At 37.4% G+C, this 20415-nt stretch carries 17 protein-coding genes; all 17 read right to left on the reverse strand.

What is annotated here, in order from left to right; all coding sequences use genetic code 11:
- Positions 1-120 precede the first annotated feature (120 nt).
- Positions 121-2274, reverse strand: coding sequence for a polyribonucleotide nucleotidyltransferase (gene pnp, locus KPL75_RS05590; RefSeq protein ID WP_219919717.1), 2154 nt, complete (start codon positions 2272-2274; stop codon positions 121-123).
- 161 nt (positions 2275-2435) lie between these two features.
- Positions 2436-2705 (reverse strand): 30S ribosomal protein S15, encoded by a 270-nt coding sequence (rpsO, locus tag KPL75_RS05595; RefSeq protein WP_001229392.1) that lies wholly within the window; start codon positions 2703-2705, stop codon positions 2436-2438.
- 100 nt (positions 2706-2805) lie between these two features.
- Positions 2806-3777 carry a bifunctional riboflavin kinase/FAD synthetase gene (ribF, locus tag KPL75_RS05600; protein WP_219919718.1) on the reverse strand — a complete coding sequence of 324 codons (972 nt, stop codon included), beginning with the start codon at positions 3775-3777 and terminating at the stop codon, positions 2806-2808.
- 43 nt (positions 3778-3820) lie between these two features.
- Positions 3821-4744: a tRNA pseudouridine(55) synthase TruB gene (truB, locus tag KPL75_RS05605; protein WP_219919719.1), complete on the reverse strand. Its 924-nt coding sequence runs from the start codon at positions 4742-4744 to the stop codon at positions 3821-3823.
- A gap of 90 nt (positions 4745-4834) precedes the next feature.
- On the reverse strand, positions 4835-5191 hold the full coding sequence (rbfA, locus tag KPL75_RS05610; protein ID WP_002173084.1) for a 30S ribosome-binding factor RbfA: 357 nt from the start codon (positions 5189-5191) through the stop codon (positions 4835-4837).
- Between the two features lie 15 nt (positions 5192-5206).
- A complete protein-coding gene (locus tag KPL75_RS05615) occupies positions 5207-5488 on the reverse strand; it encodes a DUF503 domain-containing protein (RefSeq protein WP_002088157.1) in 282 nt (93 codons plus the stop codon).
- Positions 5485-7554, reverse strand: a complete 2070-nt coding sequence (infB, locus tag KPL75_RS05620; RefSeq protein WP_219919720.1) for a translation initiation factor IF-2 — start codon at positions 7552-7554, stop codon at positions 5485-5487. The genes KPL75_RS05615 and infB overlap by 4 nt, the downstream gene beginning before the upstream one ends.
- Before the next feature lie 4 nt (positions 7555-7558).
- Positions 7559-7870 carry a YlxQ family RNA-binding protein gene (locus KPL75_RS05625; RefSeq protein ID WP_001286519.1) on the reverse strand — a complete coding sequence of 104 codons (312 nt, stop codon included), beginning with the start codon at positions 7868-7870 and terminating at the stop codon, positions 7559-7561.
- Positions 7871-8143 (reverse strand): RNase P modulator RnpM, encoded by a 273-nt coding sequence (gene rnpM, locus KPL75_RS05630; RefSeq protein ID WP_219919721.1) that lies wholly within the window; start codon positions 8141-8143, stop codon positions 7871-7873.
- Between the two features lie 11 nt (positions 8144-8154).
- On the reverse strand, positions 8155-9261 hold the full coding sequence (gene nusA, locus KPL75_RS05635; RefSeq protein ID WP_002173086.1) for a transcription termination factor NusA: 1107 nt from the start codon (positions 9259-9261) through the stop codon (positions 8155-8157).
- Positions 9262-9278: 17 nt separating this feature from the next.
- On the reverse strand, positions 9279-9749 hold the full coding sequence (gene rimP, locus KPL75_RS05640) for a ribosome maturation factor RimP (protein WP_002146103.1): 471 nt from the start codon (positions 9747-9749) through the stop codon (positions 9279-9281).
- 333 nt (positions 9750-10082) lie between these two features.
- On the reverse strand, positions 10083-14384 hold the full coding sequence (locus tag KPL75_RS05645) for a PolC-type DNA polymerase III (protein ID WP_219919722.1): 4302 nt from the start codon (positions 14382-14384) through the stop codon (positions 10083-10085).
- A 124-nt stretch (positions 14385-14508) separates the two neighbouring features.
- On the reverse strand, positions 14509-16209 hold the full coding sequence (locus KPL75_RS05650; protein ID WP_219919723.1) for a proline--tRNA ligase: 1701 nt from the start codon (positions 16207-16209) through the stop codon (positions 14509-14511).
- A gap of 109 nt (positions 16210-16318) precedes the next feature.
- Positions 16319-17575 carry an RIP metalloprotease RseP gene (gene rseP, locus KPL75_RS05655; RefSeq protein ID WP_144505428.1) on the reverse strand — a complete coding sequence of 419 codons (1257 nt, stop codon included), beginning with the start codon at positions 17573-17575 and terminating at the stop codon, positions 16319-16321.
- A gap of 17 nt (positions 17576-17592) precedes the next feature.
- On the reverse strand, positions 17593-18735 hold the full coding sequence (gene dxr / locus KPL75_RS05660; protein WP_219919724.1) for a 1-deoxy-D-xylulose-5-phosphate reductoisomerase: 1143 nt from the start codon (positions 18733-18735) through the stop codon (positions 17593-17595).
- A gap of 23 nt (positions 18736-18758) precedes the next feature.
- A complete protein-coding gene (gene cdsA / locus KPL75_RS05665) occupies positions 18759-19550 on the reverse strand; it encodes a phosphatidate cytidylyltransferase (protein ID WP_219919725.1) in 792 nt (263 codons plus the stop codon).
- Positions 19551-19567: 17 nt separating this feature from the next.
- The gene (gene uppS, locus KPL75_RS05670; RefSeq protein ID WP_002111371.1) at positions 19568-20344 is read right to left on the reverse strand and encodes an undecaprenyl pyrophosphate synthase; all 777 of its coding nucleotides are present in this window, start codon (positions 20342-20344) and stop codon (positions 19568-19570) included.
- Between the last annotated feature and the right edge of the window lie 71 nt (positions 20345-20415).

Consider the following 20415-nt stretch of genomic DNA (forward strand, 5'->3'; position numbering starts at 1 on the left):
TTTTCTTCTTATCTTTGTTAATTTGAGCGTTATAATGAAAACTATACCTATACTCACATAAAAATCTAAATGAATCACATTTTTTACATAACAAAAAAAGCCAGCTAAACTGGCTTTCACTTATTGTTGCTCTTGTGCGTTTTCTTCTTTAGCTGCTTCTTCTTTAGCAGCTTCTTTTTCTTGCTCTTCTTTTAGCAATACTTTTCTAGATAAGTTTACACGACCTTGTTTGTCAATCTCGATAACTTTAACTGAAATCTCATCACCGATTTTCACAACGTCTTCTACTTTACCTACGCGCTCAAGTGCTAGTTCAGAAATGTGAACAAGTCCATCTTTACCGCTAAATAATTCAACGAACGCACCGAATTTTTCAACACGTTTAACTTTTCCTAAGTAGATTTCTCCTACTTGTACTTCGCGAACGATATCTTCGATAATTTTCTTCGCTTTTTCATTCATCTCTTGATTAATTGATGAAATGAATACTGTACCATCTTGCTCGATGTCAATTTTAACGCCAGTTTCTTCAATGATTTTATTAATCTGTTTACCACTTGGTCCAATAACATCACGAATTTTATCTGGGTTAATTGTCATTGTAATAATCTTCGGAGCATACGCAGATAACTCAATGCGAGGTTCAGCAATAACAGATAACATATGATTTAGAATGTGCACACGACCAATTTTCGCTTGTTGTAATGCCTCTTCTAAAATTTCACGAGATAGACCATCGATTTTAATGTCCATTTGCAGTGCAGTTACACCTTTTGCAGTACCTGCTACTTTAAAGTCCATATCACCTAAATGATCTTCCATACCTTGAATATCAGATAAAATTGTGTAATGCTCACCAGATTTAACTAGACCCATTGCAATACCTGCAACTGGAGCTTTAAGTGGAACACCAGCATCCATCATCGCTAAAGTACTACCACAAATACTTGCTTGTGAAGTAGAACCATTTGATTCTAACACTTCAGATACAAGACGTACTGTATATGGGAAATCTTTTTCAGATGGAAGTACAGGCTCAAGAGCACGTTCTCCTAGTGCACCGTGACCAATTTCACGACGACCTGGTCCACGCATCGGTCTTGTTTCACCAACACTAAATGATGGGAAATTATAATGATGCATGAAGCGTTTTGATTCTTCTACACCAAGACCATCTAAAATTTGCACATCGCCTAATGCGCCTAATGTACAAATACTTAACGCTTGTGTTTGTCCACGTGTGAATAAACCAGAACCATGTGTACGAGATAAAATACCAACCTCTGATGCTAAAGGACGAATTTCGTCACCTTTACGACCATCTGGGCGGATTTTTTCAACTGTAATAAGACGACGTACTTCTTCTTTTACAATTTTATATAAAATTTCACTTACTTGTCCTAATGTATCAGCGTCAACTTCCTGAGCTTCGTAATGCTCAATTACACGCTTTTTCACTACATTAATTGCATCTTCACGTGCATGTTTTTCGTGCACTTGAATTGCAGAATGCATATCCTTCTCAGCCATCTCACGTACAGCTTGATTAAGATCAGCATCTACTTCATAAAGTTTCACTGCTGTTTTCTCTTTACCGACAGCTTGTACAATCTCTTCTTGGAATGCAATTAGACGTTTAATTTCGTCATGACCAAACATAATCGCCTCTAACATTGTTTCTTCAGGCACTTGATCTGCTCCTGCTTCAACCATGTTAATTGCATCTTTCGTACCAGCTACAACAAGGTGAATATCACTTTGTTCTTGCTGTTCTACTGTTGGATTAATAACGAACTCGCCATTAATACGACCAACTGTCGCACCTGCGATTGGACCTTCAAATGGAATATCTGAAATAGATAATGCTAATGAAGAACCCAGCATAGCTGCCATCTCAGAAGAACAGTCTTGATCAACACTCATTACGATGCTGACAACTTGTACTTCATTACGGAAACCATCTGCGAAAAGTGGACGGATTGGACGGTCAATTAAACGACTTGCTAAAATTGCTTTTTCACTTGGACGGCCTTCGCGCTTAATAAAACCGCCTGGGATTTTTCCAACTGCATATAAACGCTCTTCATAGTTTACTGTAAGCGGGAAGAAATCTACATTTTTTGGCTCTTTTGATGCAGTTGCTGTAGATAGAACTGCTGTGTCGCCATATCTTACTAATACTGCTCCGTTTGCTTGTTTTGCAAGCTGACTTGTTTCAATTGTTAGCTGACGACCAGCTAAATCTATCGAGAAGACTTGCTTTTCCTGACTCATTTAAGTACCCCTCTCAATTTAAAATATTCAATTCTTCTATGTAAATGGATAGTATATCACAATATTCTTTCCTCTAGTATTGCCGAAAATTAAGTAAGCTATAAAGAGTGGAAGATATATTTTTACCTAACAAAAAAGCGGGAATATTCCCGCTTCTTTGACTATCGACGTAAGCCAAGCTTTGTGATTAATTCACGGTAACGTGTGATATCGCTATTACGAAGGTAAGTAAGTAAGTTACGACGTTTACCAACCATCTTTAATAGACCACGACGTGAATGATGATCCTTCTTGTGAGTACGTAAGTGCTCGTTTAGAGTGTTAATTTGCTCCGTTAGGACAGCAATTTGAACCTCTGGAGAACCAGTATCAGTCTCATGAGTTCTAAATTGTGCAATGATTTCATTTTTACGCTCTTGTGTTAAAGCCATCCTATTTCACCTCCTAATAATTAAACCCCCAGTTACCTAGCAAGCATCGGTGAGTCGCAATGCCAAGTAATGGTTGTCATAAAGTACATAACATAGAATACTACTTTTCATTTGAAAAAGCAAGTATATTCTTTACGCTCGCAAAATATTCTTGGGCAATCTTTTTATCTTGAGCGATTTGCGCAACTAGCTCGTCAATTCCATTAAACTTTTTTTCTTCTCTTATACGCATGTGCCACTCCACTGTAACACTTTGATCGTATATGTCTTTATTAAATTCAAATAGATGCACTTCAATAGATAATTGACGCTCATTCTCTTTGAAAGTTGGTTTATATCCGATATTACATACACCATCATGCCATTCATCATGAACCTTCAACCTTACCGCATATACACCTACAGGTGGCAACAAATATTCATCACTTAAACCTACATTTGCCGTTGGAAAACCAATTTGACGTCCACGCTTATCACCGTGTACAACTGTTCCTTCTACCGTGTAAGCTCTCCCTAAAATAGATGGAATTTGTTCCATTTCACCGTTTCGAATTAACTTTCGTAATGAAGTAGAACTTACTTTTTCTTCTTGGTATTCAACTTTTTCGATCACGGTCTGTGTAAACTCCCCTCTTGCATGAAATGGTAAAGTCTCCATCTTCCCTTTTCCTAAACGTCCATATGAATAATCAAAGCCTGCTACTACATGCTTTACATTTAAACCAATAATATACTCATCGACAAACTGTTGTGGCAATAATCCAGCAAATGGCTCATCGAATTTCACCACATATAAGATCTCAATTCCTAAACTTGCGATGATTTCTTCTTTAAGGCGCATCGGTGTAATATACTCCACATGCGCTTCTTTTTTTCCCAATACAACAGATGGGTGTGGATGGAACGTCATGACAGCACTTTTACATCCTCTTTCATCCGCTATTTTTTTCGCTGTTCGAATTACACGTTGATGTCCTAAATGAATGCCATCAAAATATCCTAATGCCATTACAGTAGGTGGTAATTCTATTTTATTTTGTTCATGTGGATGAGTTAAATGAATAAGTTTCACGCTTGAATTCACCTTTTTCTGTAATAATCCTTCCAATAATTCATTATAGCTTTAGTTCTTGATTATTCACAAGTACTTTCATTGGCTTTAACATGCCAGGGTGTTTTGGGTGATGCTCATAAATTGCTAAGCAACGATCGTTTTTATCAAATACTGTAATAAATGGTGCTGTTGTTTCTAATTCATTTCTTAAGAACATACCGTTCTTTATTTTTTCAGCTTGCTTTTCATCTACAACCATTTTTGGAAACTTACTTAGCGCCTCATCAATTGAAATGAAAATAGACTCTACTGTTCCATTTTGCACGTTTTCTTCAATTTCTTCAAATGATATGCAATCTTCTAATAAAAATTCACCAGATGCTGTTCTTACAAGATGAGACATATGTGATGGAAATCCAAGTTTTTCACCAATCATTACTGCTAGCGTTCTTACATATGTTCCTTTACTACACGTTACACGGAAACGAAATGAAATGTTTTCCCCTTCAAAAACTTCACGTTCATCAAGTAATACAAATTCATGGATTGTAATTGTACGAACTGGACGTTCAACTTCTTGTCCTGCCCTTGCATATTCGTATAGTTTTTTCCCGTTAACTTTTACAGCTGAGAACATCGGTGGCATTTGTTCAATTGTCCCTGTTAGTTCCGCTAATACCTCTTCTACTTCTTTACGTGTAATGACACGATTTACATCTTGTTTCTCCACAACTTCACCAGAAGCATCTTCTGTTGTTGTTGAAAACCCTAATGTCACTTCACCTTCGTATGTTTTTGTTTCACTTGTTAAAAATTGCGCAATTTTCGTTGCACGCCCTACGCAAATAGGTAATACTCCTGTTACATCTGGATCCAGTGTCCCTGTATGGCCAATTCGTTTCTCACGCAATATCTTTCTTAATTTGAACACACAATCATGTGATGTCATTCCCTTTGGCTTATGTAATAATACTACACCTTCCATATATTCACCTCATCGTTATTCTTTTGTAGTAATTGCAATTATGCAAAACTTATTTTACATTGAAAAAATGGATAGACAAATGTCTATCCATTATTCTTCACGTTTACCGTCTTTATTAATTTCATGTAAAAGTGTATCAATTCGATGACCATATCCGATAGACTCATCAAACTCAAAGGAAATTTCCGGTGTTTTACGAAGACGAATACGTTGGCCAATTTCTGAACGAATAAAGCCTTTTGCCTTCGCTAAACCTTTTAATGTATTTTCTTTCTGTTCTTCGTCACCTAAAACAGAAATATATACTTTAGCAATTTGTAAATCTCCACTTACTTGTACATCTGTTACTGTAACAAATCCAATACGTGGGTCTTTAATTTTACGACTGATAATGTCGCCTAATTCTTTTTTCATTTGCTCGCCCACACGGTTCGCACGTAATTTCATAACTCTTCACCTCATTCAATACCATTCCAAATGTGTTATCGTACGTTCAATTTCAGGAAATGAATCGATATACTCAAGTACACGATTCATTTCTTTTTCACAGACAACACGATTTGAGGATACGGAAACAATTGCAATTTCTGTACGTTGCCATACATCTTGATGCCCAACTTCAGAAACAGCTACATTATAGCGCTGTTTCACACGAGTTAACACACGTTGCAAAATTGCTCGTTTCTCTTTTAAAGAATGCACATCGTAAATCATACACTCGAATGAGAGTGAAGCGATAATCATCGCTTCACTTCTTCCATAACGTATGCTTCAATGATGTCCCCTTCTTTAAGATCATTATATCTCTCAATTGTAATACCACACTCATAGTTTTGCGCAACTTCTTTTACATCGTCTTTGAAACGTTTTAACGTATCAAGTTGTCCTTCGAAAATTACTACGCCATCACGGATAATACGAACGCCACTATCACGTGTAATTTTACCGTCTATTACGTAACAACCTGCGATTGTTCCAACTTTTGTTACTTTGAATGTTTGACGAACTTCCGCTTGACCGATTACTTTTTCTTCGAATTCTGGATCCAGCATACCTTGCATTGCTGATTCAATTTCTTCGATTACTTTATAGATAATACGGTGTAAACGAACATCAACTTTCTCTAATTCAGCTGTACGCTTCGCATTCACATCAGGGCGTACGTTAAATCCAATTATAATTGCATTAGATGCAGAAGCTAAAATAACATCAGATTCTGTAATCGCACCTACGCCAGTGTGGATAATTTTCACTTTTACGCCTTCAACATCAATTTTACGAAGTGATGCTGCCATTGCTTCTACAGAACCTTGTACGTCTGCTTTCACAATTAAGTTAATTTCTTTTACATCGCCTTCTTGGATTTGTTGGAATAAATCTTCCAGGCTGAATTTAGATTTCTCACCACGTTGTGCAACTAACGCTTCTTGTGCACGTGATTCACCGATTTGACGAGCTTTCTTCTCATCAGCGAATGCCATGAAACGATCTCCCGCTTGTGGCACTTCATTTAAACCTGTAATTTCAACAGGAGTTGATGGACCAGCAACTTTTACACGACGACCAATATCACTTACCATTGCACGAACACGACCGAATGATGTTCCAACAACAATTGGATCTCCAACTCGAAGTGTACCGTTTTGAACAAGTAATGTCGCGATAGTTCCTTTACCTTTATCAAGCTGTGCTTCAATTACAGTACCAGCTGCATAGCGATTTGGATTTGCTTTATATTCTTCTACTTCACTCACAAGAAGAATCATTTCTAGTAAGTTGTCAATTCCCTCGCCTTGAATTGCAGAAATTGGTACGAAAATTGTGTCTCCGCCCCAAGCTTCTGGAACTAATTCATATTCTGTTAATTCTTGCATTACACGATCAGGATTTGCCGCTGGTTTATCCATTTTATTCACAGCAACAATAATTGGTACTCCAGCTGCTTTCGCATGGCTAATCGCTTCAACTGTTTGTGGCATAACACCGTCATCAGCTGCAACAACAAGAATTGTAATATCAGTTACTTGTGCACCACGAGCACGCATTGTTGTAAATGCCGCGTGACCTGGTGTATCTAAGAACGTAATTTTTTTATCATTTACATCAACTTGGTATGCACCGATATGCTGAGTAATTCCACCAGCTTCGCCAGCAGTTACTTTTGAATTACGGATAGAGTCAAGCAATGTTGTTTTACCATGGTCAACGTGTCCCATAATTGTAACAACAGCTGGGCGTTCTTTTAAGTTTTCTTCATCATCTTGCTCATCGATGAATGTTTCAAATTCAGTTTCACTTACAACTACTTCTTCTTCTACTTCAATACCGTAATCAGTAGCAATTAACTCAATTGTGTCCTTATCTAAGTCTTGGTTAATTGTTGCCATAATTCCTAGCATGAAGAGCTTTTTAATAATTTCAGATGGCTCTTTGCTTAACTTTTTAGCAAGGTCACCTACTGTAAGGCTTCCAGAGAAAGTGATTTTATCTGGTGTTTCTACTATTTGCGTTTGTTGTCTTCCAGCAAAGTTATCTTGACGTTTGTCTTCATTTCCTTTGCCTTTTTTCTTCTTCTTATTATTGCTGTTCTTTTTACTGCGAACAACTTTATCTTCTACTTCAAACTCATCTGCAACAGAAGGTTTTTCTGCTCCAGTGTTATATTGATTATCTAATTTGTTTACTACTTCATCTTCTAACATTGTCATATGATTCGAAACCTCGATATTCATCTCTTTTAGTTTTGTCATAAGATCTTTACTTGAGATATTATTTTTTTTTGCATATTCATGTACTCGAATTTTACTCATACCTTCACCCCCGGTAATTTGTATCGAGCATGCTACGTAGCTTTTTCGCAAAGCCTTCATCTAACACAGCTACAACGACTCGCTCGTCTCTCCCAATCGCATGCCCTAATTGTTGTCGATTTTCGACTTTTCTCATTGGTATGTTATAGTACGTGGTTTTATCAATGATACGTTTTGTAGTGTTCGCTGACGCATCTTCAGAAAGCAATACTAGCTTTGCTTTGCCACTTCGTACTTCTTTTAAAACGAGTTCTTCACCCGAAATAATTTTTCGAGCGCGGTTTGCTAGTCCTAAAAACGATTTCCAATCAGACACTTATTTCGACTCCTTCTCAACAAGCTCAAGAAGCTCATCGTACAGAGAACTGTCGATTTTCGCTTTTAGATGATGTTCCAAAATATTTTTCTTTTGGGCTTGAATAATGCTTTCTTTATCTTTTGATAAATATGCACCTCGTCCTGATTTTTTTCCTGATAAATCAATAGACACTTCGCCCTCTTTGGAACGAACAATGCGAACGAGCTCTCGTTTTGACTTCATCTCTTGCGTCGCAATACATTTTCTTAACGGAACTTTTCGATTGCTCATACTCATCACCTCTATTCGATTTCGTCTTCAACTGAATCGAATCCGAATGCGATTACGCTATCTTCTTCTGTCACAATACCAAGTTGTTTCGCATCAGACTCACTTTTAATATCAATTTTCCAGCCTGTTAATTTAGCTGCAAGACGCGCATTTTGTCCACGCTTACCAATCGCTAATGAAAGCTGGTGGTCTGGAACAACAACAGTTGTTGCTTTCTCTTCTTCATCTACAAGTACTTTAACAACCTGTGATGGACTTAGAGCATTTGCAACATATTCAACTGGGTCATTCGACCAGCGAACGATGTCAATCTTTTCACCTTTTAGTTCATCTACGACGCGTTGTACACGTTGTCCTTTCGGTCCTACACAAGAACCTACTGGATCAACATCGATATTCTCTGCATATACAGAAATTTTAGAACGATCGCCTGCTTCACGTGCTACAGAGCGAATTTCTACAGTTCCATCATAAATTTCTGGAACTTCCATTTCGAATAAACGTTTTAAAAGACCAGGATGTGTACGTGATACGTAAATTTGTGGTCCTTTTGTTGTCTTTTCTACTTTTGTAATAAATACGCGAATACGATCATGTGGTTTATATTGCTCATTTGGCATTTGCTCACTTACAGGTAATAAAGCTTCTACTTTACCTAAGCTTACATAGATGAAACGAGCATCTTGGCGCTGTACAATACCAACCATAATGTCTTCTTCACGATCACTAAATTCTGAATAAATAACACCACGTTCCGCCTCACGAACTCGTTGTGTTACAACTTGTTTTGCAGTTTGCGCTGCAATACGACCAAAATCTTTTGGCGTTACTTCAATTTCTAGTACGTCGCCATCTTGGTAGTTTGGATTAATTTGTCTTGCCTCTTCTACAGAGATTTCAAGACGTGGATCAAATACATTATCCACAACGTCCTTACGTGCTAAAACTTGAATTGTTCCCACTTCTGGGTTAAAGCTCACACGAACGTTTTGTGCTTGGTTAAAATTGCGTTTATAAGCAGAGATTAATGCTGCTTCAATCGCATCAATAATAATATCTTTGCTAATACCTTTTTCTGACTCTAATACGAGCAAAGCATCTAACAACTCAGTGCTCATGAAGATCCCCCTTCTTACTAAAACGTAACAGCAAGTCGCGCATTTGCAACTTTATCCATTGGAATTTGGATTTCTTTTTTACGTGTTTTAATTGTTAATAGTAGTGTAATTGTAGTACCGTCGTAGGAAAGTAGCTTTCCTTCAAACATCTTCTCACCATCAATCGGCTTATATGTTTTAATTGCCACTTGTTTTCCTACCGCTTGCTGGAAGTCTTTCTCTTTCTTTAATGGGCGTTCCGCTCCAGGAGATGATACATCCAAAAAGTAAAGATGAGGAATTGGATCCTCTTTATCTAAAGCTTCGCTTAAACGTTCACTTACCGCACCGCATTCTTCAATTTCGACTCCCTTTTCAGAATCGATGAATACGCGTAAGAACCAGTCTTGTCCTTCTTGCACATACTCTACATCTACAAGTTCAAGATTTAACTCTTCAACGATTGGCTGCGCAAATGCTTCTACAATTTCTGTGACTTTCTTATCCATAAACAGCCTCCTTCCTGCCGCCATGTACCATTTACAAGAAAAGATTCCGTTCATAAAGACGGTCTATCTTATTCTTTCTCGTTAGCTAACAAAAGCCCCTGCCGTTAAGCAGGGAATATCTGTCTTAGTATTACCAAATTTAAGAAGTAAAACTTGTAACAAAATATGTATATACGACAGAAATATCATTACTATCTACATAAGCAAAATGTAGATAGTAACACGAAAGAGTGGGTTTCCCCACTCTCTTTTTCACAAAATATACATGACATGGTTATCTCGGTTTATAGTATACCATAGCAAATGTTGATTTGCAAAGATTTTTCCTACCTATTAGAACAGTGATAACTGGTTTTGATCCGGTAAATCTCCTAGACAACCTTGACCATCTAAATACTCAATAATCGTTTTAGAAACCTTACTGCGCTGCTGTAAGTCTTCTTTTGATAAGAAATCACCATTTTTACGAGCTTCAACAATACTGAAAGCCGCGTTTGTACCAAGACCAGGCACTGCATTAAATGGAGGAATTAAAGTATCACCATCAATTATAAATTCGGTTGCATGCGAGCGGTATAAATCAACCTTTTGGAATGAATAACCACGCTCACACATTTCAAGTGTCATTTCTAGTACCGTTAATAAACTCTTCTCTTTCGGTGCTGCATCCAATCCTTTTTGTGCAATTTCATCAATTTTTACACGTATGGATGCTGAACCTTTCGCCATCGCCTCTACATCAAAGTCATCTGCACGAACTGTAAAATATGCCGCATAAAATAAAAGTGCGAAATGTACTTTAAAGTATGCGATACGTACAGCCATAAGTACGTAAGCAGCCGCATGGGCTTTAGGGAACATGTACTTAATCTTCTTACATGAATCAATATACCAACCTGGTACATTGTTATTTCTCATTTCCTCTTCCCATTCTTCTGGTACACCTTTACCTTTACGCACCGACTCCATGATTTTGAAAGCTAATGATGGATCCAAGCCTTGATAAATTAAATATACCATGATGTCATCACGACAACCGATAACTTCACTCAGTGTACACGTACCGTTATAAATTAATTCATTCGCATTACCTAACCATACATCTGTACCATGGGACAGTCCAGAAATTTGGACAAGCTCTGAAAACGTCGTTGGTTTCGTCTCTTCTAACATTTGTCTTACGAATTTCGTACCAAACTCTGGTATACCAAGTGTACCTGTTTTACAGTTAATCTGTTCTTCCGTTACCCCTAAAGATTCTGGACCAGAGAAAATTTTCATTACTTCTGGATCATCCGTTGGGATTGTTTTCGGGTCAATACCACTTAAATCTTGAAGCATACGAATAACAGTCGGATCATCGTGTCCTAATATATCAAGTTTCAATAAATTATCATGAATTGAGTGGAAGTCAAAGTGCGTTGTTCTCCACTCAGCACCTATTGAATCAGCCGGAAACTGAATTGGTGAAAAGTCAAAAATATCCATGTAATCTGGAACAACGATAATACCACCTGGATGCTGTCCGGTCGTACGCTTTACACCTGTACATCCCGCAACTAAGCGATCAATCTCTGCATTTCGAATTGTTAAGTTATGATCATTAGCATAACCTTTCACATATCCATAAGCGGTTTTTTCCGCAACCGTACCAATTGTTCCTGCGCGGTATACATAATCTTCTCCGAACAGTATCTTCGTATAGTTATGGGCACGGGGTTGGTATTCTCCGGAGAAATTCAAATCGATATCGGGTACCTTATCCCCTTTAAATCCAAGGAACGTTTCGAAAGGAATGTCATGCCCATCCTTCACGTATGGAACATTACATGTTGGGCATTCTTTATCTGGCAAATCAAAACCAGAACCTACAGAACCGTCATTAAAGAACTCTGATTGTTTACACTTTGGACATACATAGTGTGGTGGTAATGGATTTACTTCTGTAATTTCCATCATCGTTGCAACAAATGATGAACCTACCGATCCACGCGAACCTACTAAATAACCGTCTACTAACGATTTTTTCACAAGCTTATGTGAAATTAAATAAATAACGGCGAATCCATGTCCAATAATACTTTTCAATTCTTTTTCCAAACGAGCTTCTACAATTTCCGGTAGTTCATCTCCATAGATACTTCGTGCCATTACATAGCTCATATCACGTGTTTCATCATCGGCACCTTCAATTTTCGGTGTATATAAATCATCTTTTACTGGATGAACATCACCAATTAATGATGCAATCTTGTGTGTATTTGTCACAACAATTTCTTTTGCTTTGTCTTCACCTAAGAATGAAAAACAATCTAGCATTTCATTTGTTGTACGGAAATGTACAGGCGGTAATGAATGGCGATTTAACGGATTAGCTCCGCCCTGCGAACTGACTAAAATTTTCCGATATATCGCGTCCTCTGGATCTAAATAATGCACATTCCCAGTAGCAACAACTGGCTTATCTAACGTCTCACCTAGTTTTACTAGGTTAGAAATTATTGTTTTTAACTGTCCTTCATCTCGAACAAGTTCACGTTCTACTAAATGACGTAACACTTCTGGAGGCATGACCTCAATATAATCGTAGAACTGCGCAATTTCTTCTACTTCTTCAGGCGCTTTTTGCATCATAGCTTCAAACACTTCACCTTTGTCACAAGCTGTTCCTACTATAATGCCTTCACGATATTTTTTTAATAGTGATCGTGGTACGCGTGGTACACGATAAAAGTAATTCAAGTGAGAATATGAAACAAGTTTATATAAATTTTTCAACCCAACATCTGATGTGGCAAGTAATGTCATATGACTTGGACGCCCACGTTTATATGCATCCCCTTGTCCCATACTATCGTTTAGTTGATCGTGATATTCAAATCCCTTTTCGATCACATCTTTTAACATCTTCACAAGTAAATATCCCGTTGCTTCTGTATCATAAATCGCACGGTGATGTTGCGTTAATTCAATATCAAGCTTTTTACACATCGTATTTAATCGATGATTTTTCATTTCTGGGAATAAGAACCGTGCAAGTTCTAACGTATCAATAACTGGATTTTTCGTTTTTTCTATCCCAGCCTTTTTAAAACCTACGTTAATAAAGCCCATATCGAAGCTTGCGTTATGAGCAACAAGCGTATGGTCACCCATCCATTCCTCAAACTTTTTAAACACTTCGTCCACTTCTGGTGCATCAGTTAACATATCATCTGTAATACCTGTTAGTTCAATAATCGTTGCCGATAATGGTTGATGAGGATTTGCGAAAGATTCAAAGCGATCAATAATTTCGCCACCTTTTATCTTTACAGCAGCTAACTCAATGACTGTATCATATACAGCAGATAGCCCTGTTGTCTCAACGTCAAAGACAACATATGTTTCTTCTGCAAGTAGACGATGTGCTTCGTTATACGCTATTGGTACACCATCATTAACTAAATTTGCTTCTACACCATATAGAACTTTAACTCCAGCCTTTTTACCAGCAGAATATGCTTCTGGGAATGACTGTGCAACAGCATGGTCTGTAACTGCAATAGCCTCATGCCCCCATTTTCCTGCTTGGGCAACGAGCTTAGAAACAGAAGTAACAGCATCCATTTGACTCATTGGAGTATGAAGATGAAGTTCTACTCTTTTTTCCCCTTCTTTTGCTTTATCTTTACGAGAAGGTCCCGTTATTTCATTTATATCATTTGCGATCATAACTAAATCACGCACGAATGTATCATTTTGAACTGAACCACGCGCTTTTACCCAAGTTCCTTTTTTCAAGGATTGTAACATCGGGATATCTTCTTTATCACGTGAGAACATCTTAATCATAATAGAATTCGTATAGTCAGTTATCTTTAAAGTTAATAACGTACGTCCACTACGAAGTTCTTTCGTCTCTACATGGAAAACATACCCTTGAACGGTTTTTCTTCTTTCTTCATCTTGAATTTCACGCAGCGGCGTAATCTCTTCATCTGGCTTAATAAGATAACCAAGCACAACTGGTCCTTCATGAACAACATCACTTTCTTCAGCTTGCTTTTTAGCCATCTCTTCCATAGCCTGTATAACTCTTTGTCGATCTTCTTCCTGTGTTTGCTCACGAAACTTTTGCATTTCTTCTGCATTTTGCTTTATATGTGTGTCTAACTGAAAACGTGGGAATCCAAAAGCTTCGTATTGATCACCTACTGGTTTCGCAACGTTTTTCTTTAAAGCAGTAGATTCCAGCTCATTATTCACATTTAATAGCAACTTCACGCCATTGACCTGCGGAAGTTGCTTCTTTAAGTACGCGAACATAGGTGAAAATGTAATTCGTTCTGTACAAAGCGGCCAATATGCCCTCACTTCTTCTTCTGTAAATTGTTTATTCTCTGCCCGTAATGCAAATGTTGTTCTTGCAATATGAGAAAATGATTGCTTAAGCTTTGTTTCTAGCAACTCATATAATTCTGTCGGCAAAATACGTGGCACTTGTAAGTCAAAATGCCAACTTTTATTCGCTTTATCAATAACTAGCTTTTCAATACCACCGCCATGTAAATATTGATTTATAAGGTCTTCTGGTATTTGCAACTGTTGGAGCAAAATTTGAAATCGCTCTTGTTGTTCATTTGTTAATGACATAAGCACTCTCCTTCCATTTGCTATTATAAATTGAAACGTAATACAAAGAAAGATTTCTTCCTTCTTCTTTTACAAAATACGTTTACAAAGAAAGAGAAGGTACCTCATTACGAGGTACCTCTTCTTATTTTAAAATATTAGCAATATATGTTTGAAGTTCTTCTACTTTCACTTCTTCAGACTCGCCTGTAGCACGTACTTTCACTTCTACAATACCTTCATCTGCTTTTTTACCAACTGTAACACGAACTGGAAGGCCGAATAAATCTGCATCTGCAAATTTAACACCTGCACGTTCTGCACGATCATCTAGTAATACTTCGTATCCTTGCTCTTGTAATGAGTTGTAGATCTTTTCACCCATTTCACGTTGTGCATCAGATTTCATATTTACTGGAATTACATGCACATGGAACGGTGCAACAGCTTTTGGCCAAACTAAGCCATTCTCATCATTAAACTGCTCTGCAATTGCTGCCACTGTACGAGATACACCGATACCGTAACAACCCATAATAAGTGGTTTTGTTTTTCCGTTTTCATCTAGGAACGTTGCGTTCATTGCTTCACTATAACGAGTACCTAATTTGAATACATGACCAACTTCAATTCCACGTGCGAAAAGAATTGTTCCATTTCCATCCGGAGATTGGTCTCCTTCTTGGATGAAGCGTAAATCTGTATATTGACTTACTTTAAAGTCACGTTCTGGATTTACATTTACATAATGGAATCCTTCTTCGTTCGCTCCTGAACATCCGTTGACAATTGATGCTACAGCATGATCAGCGATAATTTCGATATCCCCTGTAACACCAATCGGTCCTAAAGAACCAACTTCACAGTTTAATAACTCTTTTATTTCTTCATGGGAAGCAAGCTCAACGACTGAAGCTCCGTATACATTCTTCACTTTTACATCATTGACTTCATGATCGCCACGAACAAGTACTACTACTAATTTCTCATCTACTTTAAACACCATAGATTTAATGCATTTTTCCGCTGCAATATTTAAGAATGCAGATACTTCTTCAATAGCTTTTTGATCTGGAGTTACTACTTTTTCAAGTGCTTTTTCGGCTTCATCACTCTTCGTATACGTAGCAACAACAGGAGCCATTTCAATATTTGCCGCATAATCAGATGTATCAGAATACGCAATTGTATCTTCACCTACATCAGATAACACCATAAATTCGTGTGTATCTTTTCCGCCCATTGCTCCAGAATCAGCGATAACTGCACGGAAATTCAAACCACAACGAGCAAAGATATTAGAATACGCTTTGTATAAACCGCTATATACTTCATCCAAACTTTCTTGTGTTGCATGGAAAGAATACGCATCTTTCATTAAAAATTCTCTTCCGCGTAATAAACCGAAACGTGGTCTTTGCTCATCACGGAATTTTGTTTGAATTTGATATAATGTTAATGGTAGTTTTTTGTATGATTTAATTTCATCACGTACAAGGTCTGTAATTACTTCCTCATGAGTTGCCCCTAGCGCAAACTCGCGAGCATTACGATCTTTCATACGCATTAATTCTGATCCGTAAGAATACCAACGGCCTGATTCTTGCCATAATTCAGAAGCTTGCATAGCTGGCATTAATAGTTCTACTGCCCCTGCGCGCTCCATTTCTTCACGAACAATACGTTCTACTTTGTGTAACACTTTTAAACCAAATGGTAGAAAACTATAAATACCAGAAGCATTTTGACGCATAAACCCTGCGCGAAGTAATAATTGATGACTCTTAATTTCAGCATCTGCTGGAACTTCACGTAATGTAGGACTGAATACCATACTTTGTTTCATTTATTCGCACCTCTTCATTTTACTCTTACACGCAATAAAATCCCTCACCTCGAGTTAGGTGAGGGATTTTATTCTACGAGCTCTATTTCATTATATACCTCTTCTTATTTTACAAGAAAAACTTACGGATGTCATTCCATGTTACAACTAACATAAGCAACATTAATAATGCAAACCCAATAAAGTGAACCATTCCTTCTTTTTGACGATCAATTGGTTTTCCTCGTAACGCTTCAATTAAGAAGAAGAACAAACGTCCACCGTCTAAAGCTGGGACTGGTAATAAATTAAATAAACCAAGGTTAATACTTAAAACTGCCGCTAAACTTAGTACACGCGTAAATCCATAATCTACAACTTGATCTGTTAGATTATAAATTCCTACTGGACCTGACAACTCATTAATAGAAAATTGACCCGTTACTAATTTCACAAGAGAATCAAAAATTAGTTTCGTCCATTCGTATGTTTGTTCAAATCCTGATTTAATAGAACCCATCACTGTTTTCTCTACAGGAGAATAAACACCAATTCTACCAACTTCGTCTTTTCCTTCTTTATCAAGCGTTGGTGTTACTTTCACATTAAATTGCTCACTATCACGCTTTACATGTAACGTAATTTCTTTATTTGGGTTTTCACGTACAATCGTTACAACATCTTTCCATGTACTAGTGTTTTTCCCATTGATTGCTTGAATTGTATCGTTTTCTTTTAATCCAGCTTGTTCTGCAGCACTATTCTCCATTACTTTTCCGACCATCGGTTTGTCAACGGGAACTCCTTGTACAAACCCAAGAATCACAAAAATAACAAATGCTAGAATAAAGTTCATTGCAGGACCTGCAAAGATTGTTAGAGCACGTTGGCCCAATTTTTTAGAGCCAAATTGTCTATTGTACGGAGCGATTTGAATTTCTTCTCCCGCAGAAATGATACGAGCTTTTTCATTCACTCGGAATGTTTGCAGCTCTTCCTCGTACTCTTCATAGCCCGAAATTGTAAGATTATGCTCTAAATCAGCTTGTTCGACTTCAATGACACGAACATTTGGATATTTTTCATGTCCGTCAAAAACTAATTTCACAACTTCGTCTTTTTCATTTAATACAAGCCCAACCTTTTTTCCAGGCTTTAACTCAACTGTGTCCGCATCCTCGCCAGCCATTCTTACATAGCCACCAAGGGGCAGTAATCGAATCGTATACACCGTTTCATTCTTTTCAAATGAGAATATTTTCGGACCAAAACCAATCGCAAACTCGCGGCACAAAATACCTGCTCTTTTTGCGAAATATAGATGCCCTAGCTCATGGAAAAATACGAGTGCACCGAAAATTAATATAAAGGCAATCGCTGTATTCAATTCCATAACCACCTTTGCTAAATTTGTTCCATCACAAACCGTCTTGTGGCTGCGTCAATTTCCTGAATTTCCTCTAAGCTCGGACGTGCAATGACAGTGTGATGGTGCATTGCTTTTTCAATGAGGTCTTCCACTGTTAAGAAACTAATTCTCTTTTGTAAAAAAGCTTCAACAGCTACTTCATTTGCCGCGTTCATTACAGCCGGCATACTTCCACCTGTCTTTCCAGCTTCATACGCAAAACGTAGACAACGGAAACGTTCTTGATCCATTTTCTCAAAATGCAATGTTCCCATTTCCCATAAATTTAACTGTTTTGTGTCTGAAAGAGGTAATCTATCAGGGTATGTAAGCGCGTATTGAATCGGTACTCGCATATCAGGTGAGCCAAGCTGTGCCATTACACTACGATCTTCAAATTCAACCATAGAATGAATAATACTTTCTTTATGTAGAACAACATCGATTTGCTCATAAGGGATACCAAAAAGCCAGTGTGCTTCAATTACTTCTAGCCCCTTATTCATCATTGTAGCAGAATCAATTGTAATTTTCGAACCCATTGACCAGTTTGGATGACGAAGCGCATCTTCTACGGTCACATGATGCAATTCATCTCTCATTTTATCACGAAAACTTCCGCCTGAAGCAGTTATAATTAATCGAGAGATTCTTTTTTCATTTTCACCATTCAAGCATTGAAAAATAGCTGAATGTTCACTGTCTACTGGAAGTAACGATACATTATGTTTTCGTGCTGCTTCCATTACAAGATGCCCTGCAGTTACTAAAGTTTCTTTGTTTGCAATTCCAATTGTTTTTTTCGCCTCAATTGCGCGGAGTGTCGGTAACAAGCCTACGCTACCTACAACAGCATTCACTACAATTTCTGTATCTGGGTGTAACGCTACTTCTAATAAACCTTCGCTACCATATACGACTTTTGTATTACCAGAAACAGCTTGTAATTTTAAAACATCTTCCTCTCTTTGCACAGAGACAAGTTGCGGAGAAAATTCTTGAATTACCTTTACTGCGTAGTCAACATTTTTCCCTACAGAAAAAGCAACGAGACGGAATTGGTCTGGGTGCGAGCGTAACACATCTAATGTTTGTGTACCGATTGATCCGCTCGCACCTAATAAACTAATGTTTTTCATGACTCCAACCCCTCGTTCATTTATTAATTATATTGTAATAAGAAGTATAGAATTGGTAACACAAATAACCAACTATCTGTTCGATCTAATATACCACCATGCCCAGGTAAAATTGTACCTGAATCCTTTACACCATAATGGCGTTTAAATGCAGATTGCACTAAATCACCAATTTGTCCAAAAATAGAAATGATAATCGTCAACACAATTAAAATCCCTACATTAGATTCAACTGGGAAGAACATGTTGTAAACAAGTGCAACAACAATTCCACAAACAATACCGCCTAATGAACCTTCAATCGTTTTATTCGGACTAATCTCTGGCCACAATTTTCTTTTCCCAAATGCTTTTCCTATGAAATATGCACCTGAATCAGTTGCCCAAATGACAAATAGTGCACAGAACACATATTTGATTCCCAATATTCTCGTTTCATTTAAATATAAGAATCCCATTCCAACATATGTCGTTGCCATAAGTAAAAATGAAGCATGGTCAAAAGTAAATGTATTCTTAGAAAGGACTGTATATGATAAAAGTAATAAAACAATCACAACTGTGATTTCTAATTTACCTAATCCAATCCATGTAAACAGCTCTGATGCACTACTTGGAATTAAAATAACCCACAATAATACTGCAGCTAAAACTGTTGGTACCGAAATAAGCGTAAGCTTGTTCATACGAATTAATTCATATAAACCTATAGAAGCAAGTGCATACACTAAAACTGTAAAAGGCACGCCACCGTAAATTACGATGGGAATGAATAGCGCGGCAGCAATCACTCCAGTAATAATTCTCTGTTTCACTACCAAACCCTCTCTTTCTACACGCCTCCGAATCTGCGCCCTCTATGCTGAAAGTCTGTAATCGCATTTAGCAAATGTTCCTCGGTAAAATCTGGCCAATACACATCTGTAAACCAAAATTCCGAATAAGCAATTTGCCATAACATGAAATTACTAATACGTAGCTCTCCGCTTGTACGGATTAACAACTCTGGATCAGGTAAAGAACTCGTCATTAAGTAAGAAGAAATCATTTCTTCACTTATTTCTTCCGAACGAATTTTTCCTTCTTCACTATCTTTCATCATATGTTGCACAGCAGAAACGATTTCATCTCGACTTCCATAGTTTAACGCGAAATTAAGAATTAATCCCGTATTCTCTTTCGTATCTTCCATGGCTTTTTCCATCGCTCTGCGCGTATGCGTAGGAAGACGATCTTTTTGCCCTATTACTCGGACTTGTACGTTTTCTTCAATCAACTCTGGTAAAAATGCACCTAAAAATTCTTCTGGAAGCTTCATCAAATAATCAACTTCTTTTTTCGGTCTTTTCCAGTTCTCAGTCGAAAAAGCATAAAGAGTTAATACTTTCACATCAAGCTTACTTGCAAATTTTGTGATTTTTTTCACAACTTGCATACCTTCATGATGGCCAGCAATGCGAGGCATCGCTCTTCTCTTTGCCCATCTTCCATTACCATCCATAATAATAGCAATGTGTTCTGGGATATATCCTTTTTTTACTTTTTCAATGAGATGATCAAACGATGTGACCTTTTTACTTTTAAAAAAAGGAAACTTTTTAAACATCATTCATACCCTCCAACAAGCAGACGTATGCCTAAAAGTGTAAAAAGACCCCCTTAAGAAGAGGGTCATATTTG

Source organism: Bacillus sp. NP247 (assembly GCF_018966865.1).
Taxonomy (GTDB): Bacteria; Bacillota; Bacilli; order Bacillales; family Bacillaceae_G; genus Bacillus_A.